The organism is Methylophaga sp. UBA1464 (genome assembly GCF_002325665.1).
GTDB lineage: Bacteria > Pseudomonadota > Gammaproteobacteria > Nitrosococcales > Methylophagaceae > Methylophaga.
In genome coordinates, this window is record NZ_DCSO01000077.1 from 57,108 (window position 1) to 59,745 (window position 2,638).

Annotated in this window: 4 protein-coding genes and 1 pseudogene; 3 read left to right on the forward strand and 2 right to left on the reverse strand. The window is 46.8% G+C overall.

From position 1 onward, the window contains the following. The 3 genes from B3O33_RS09485 to B3O33_RS09495 all read left to right on the forward strand — a co-directional run. The coding region (locus B3O33_RS09485; RefSeq protein ID WP_292363498.1) for an NAD(P)/FAD-dependent oxidoreductase at positions 1-859 on the forward strand (859 nt) is incomplete at its 5' end. A gap of 4 nt (positions 860-863) precedes the next feature. After that, a complete protein-coding gene (locus B3O33_RS09490) occupies positions 864-1,457 on the forward strand; it encodes a hypothetical protein (protein WP_292362456.1) in 594 nt (197 codons plus the stop codon). Between the two features lie 114 nt (positions 1,458-1,571). Further along, on the forward strand, positions 1,572-1,976 hold the full coding sequence (locus B3O33_RS09495; RefSeq protein ID WP_292362457.1) for a phosphate-starvation-inducible PsiE family protein: 405 nt from the start codon (positions 1,572-1,574) through the stop codon (positions 1,974-1,976). An 8-nt stretch (positions 1,977-1,984) separates the two neighbouring features. Here B3O33_RS09495 and B3O33_RS09500 read toward each other — a convergent pair whose 3' ends face one another. Together B3O33_RS09500 and B3O33_RS09505 are read right to left on the reverse strand one after the other, a co-directional pair. Beyond that, positions 1,985-2,320, reverse strand: coding sequence for a DUF3325 domain-containing protein (locus B3O33_RS09500; RefSeq protein ID WP_292362458.1), 336 nt, complete (start codon positions 2,318-2,320; stop codon positions 1,985-1,987). Then, a pseudogene (locus B3O33_RS09505) lies at positions 2,313-2,638 on the reverse strand (hypothetical protein); the annotation flags it as partial. The gene B3O33_RS09500 and the pseudogene B3O33_RS09505, both read right to left, overlap by 8 nt.

Sequence of the window (2,638 nt, forward strand, 5' to 3'; positions counted from 1 at the left end):
CTGGCGTCATTTATTGAAAAATCCTGGTCCAATTGTCGTGGGTGCAGTGCAAGGGGCTTCCTGTTTTGGTCCCGCCTACGAATTTGCCTTCATCATGAACCGGGCATTACGCAAAGCCAAAGTACGGGATCGGGTACCGATGACATTTGTCACGCCGGAGCCTTATATCGGCCACATGGGCTTGGGGGGAGTTGGTGATTCCAAAGGACTGTTTGAATCCGAATTTCGTAAAAACGATATCAAGTGGATCACCAATGCCCGGGTTAAGTCCATCAGCAAAGGCAAAATGCTGGTCGAGCAGGTGGATGATAATGCTGAGACCATCAAAACCCATCAACTGGCGTTTGATTACAGTATGTTAATTCCAGCATTTAAGGGTGTCGACTGTGTTGCAAATCTGAGTGAGGATTTGGTCAACCCACGAGGCTTTCTGAAAGTCGATGAATTTCAGCGTAATCCTGCTTACCCGAATATCTATGGTGTCGGTGTCTGTGTGGCGATTCCACCAGTTGAAGCGACAGCTTTACCGGTGGGCGTACCCAAAACCGGCTATATGATTGAAAGTATGGCGAAAGCTGCCGTAGCCAATATTCAGGCTGCCTTAGAAGAGCGTCCAATTGAAACACGGGCCAGTTTGAATGCGGTGTGTCTGGCCGATATGGGGCATACCGGTGCCGCGTTTGTTGCCTTACCACAAATTCCACCACGCAATCTGGCCTGGATGAAAAAAGGCCGTTGGGTGCAAATAGCGAAAATCGCCTTTGAAAAATACTTTCTGTTCCGTATGAAACGCGGATTGCCTGAATCCTTCTACGAACGCTGTCTGCTACGTTGTTTCGGGATCAGCAAAATTAAATAATCTAATGAAAGCAACTTATATCAGAATGTGGTGGCTGAGCTTAATCATTCCTATCATACTGATATTAAGCGGTTGCTCCGGCCGGATCACGCCACCTAAATCCCCGGAAATTCCACGAGCCGTGTTTGTACTTGATCATGGGCAACACTCCAGTTTGATCATTGAAGATAAACAGGGTGATCTGGCACGTTATTCCTACGGCGACTGGCGCTATTATGCTGAGGGTAAAACCGGTATATTTTCGGGTGTCAGAGCCATCTTCGTGCCAACCAAGGCGGCGTTAGGTCGTAAACAACTCTCGGGACCGGCAACGCCTGAAAACATCCATGAGCAAGTCAAAATAGCGGTGTTAACTATTGTTTCACTTGAAGCAGAAGCCTCAGCAGTCGATGCTTTACAGCAGAAACTCGACACTGTTTATCAGCAAAACCAGGCATCACGGATCTATCGACAAGATTTTGACCTCGAATTTGTACATTACCCGATGACATACAGTGTTTTGAATAACTCCAATCAAGTCATAGGGCAGTGGCTTACTGAACTGGGCAGTGAAATCGAAGGCTGGCCGTTGTTATCAAATTGGCAGGTTAACCCCTGAACAGACAGCTTGTCTCACAGTCCACTTCAAACGTCATTTTTGGAATTGCAGACAACTTTACTGACATAATTGGCTGATACTATCTGCTCTGCAAAATTTATTGGGGTAGTCTGCATGTCAGAAAAAATCAAAGCTGTGGTGAATCATTCTCTGGCAATTGCTCAGGATATCGGGCTGATCATCGTTGCCATCGCCACGCTGGTGGCCGTGGGAATTGAAATCAATTTTATGTTTGAAAACGGTACCGTCTTACTGACCGATTTATTGTTGCTGTTTATCTATCTGGAAGTGCTGACCATGGTGGCGGTTTATTACAAGTCAGGTGAGTTACCCATCAAGTTTCCATTATATATCGCCATTGTGGCTTTAGCGCGTTACCTGATTCTGGATATGAAAAACATTGATACCTGGCGAATTCTGGGTGTTACCGTTGCGATTCTTCTGCTGGGGTTATCAATAATCGTCATTCATTATTGTCAAACCAATCTGTTTGAGAAAAGCCGTGAATCCGTTGATTAGGCCGAACCTTAGTTGAGCCCGTTTCGGCTGAACATCAACAACAATGGTTTAAGCCAATGCTGACGCCAGGTCAGTATGCTGGCAATGCCTTTTCCAGCCAGGCTAAGCAGCATTACCCAGACTAATACCGCCATAGTGGGATGGTCGGCGGCCAGACAAAGTAGTAAACCGGCAACCAGACTGCAATAACCCACAATACGTAAACGAAGTTGTTCGACTGAAGAGGGCAGACTGGTTTCGTTACCAACCACCTGACGCCAGTGATTGGGCAGGCTGAGAGAAAGACAAGCCATACCCAATAGAGTGATAAAAATGGCGGCTAACCAACAAATGACTTCAACCACGGCTGGTCTCCAGTTTTTGTGCTGAAAATTCAATGGCTTTATTCACAGCAACATTCTCACGTTTTTTCAGGAATCTTGCGGCATAAATCGCGACAGCACTGCTGACCAGCAAGCTTAAATCCACCCCGGCAACCGGCCAGTAATGAAATGCTGTTTCCAATAAATGATCGCCTGTCGTCACCCAATTAAGGATCACGGCAGCAACGGCAAGCACAGCAAATAAAATGCTTTGTTCACGCCAGGCGGGTGAAATGTGCAGATGGCGAATCGCAGAACTGCGCCAGAAGGCGTGCAGTAACATCACACTCCAGCTTCCCC

Bases quoted from the DNA above. Each gene is read 5' to 3' on its own strand.
- B3O33_RS09490 (WP_292362456.1), top strand. From the start codon at position 864: ATGAAAGCAACTTATATCAGAATGTGGTGGCTGAGCTTAATCATTCCT.
- B3O33_RS09495 (WP_292362457.1), top strand. From the start codon at position 1,572: ATGTCAGAAAAAATCAAAGCTGTGGTGAATCATTCTCTGGCAATTGCT.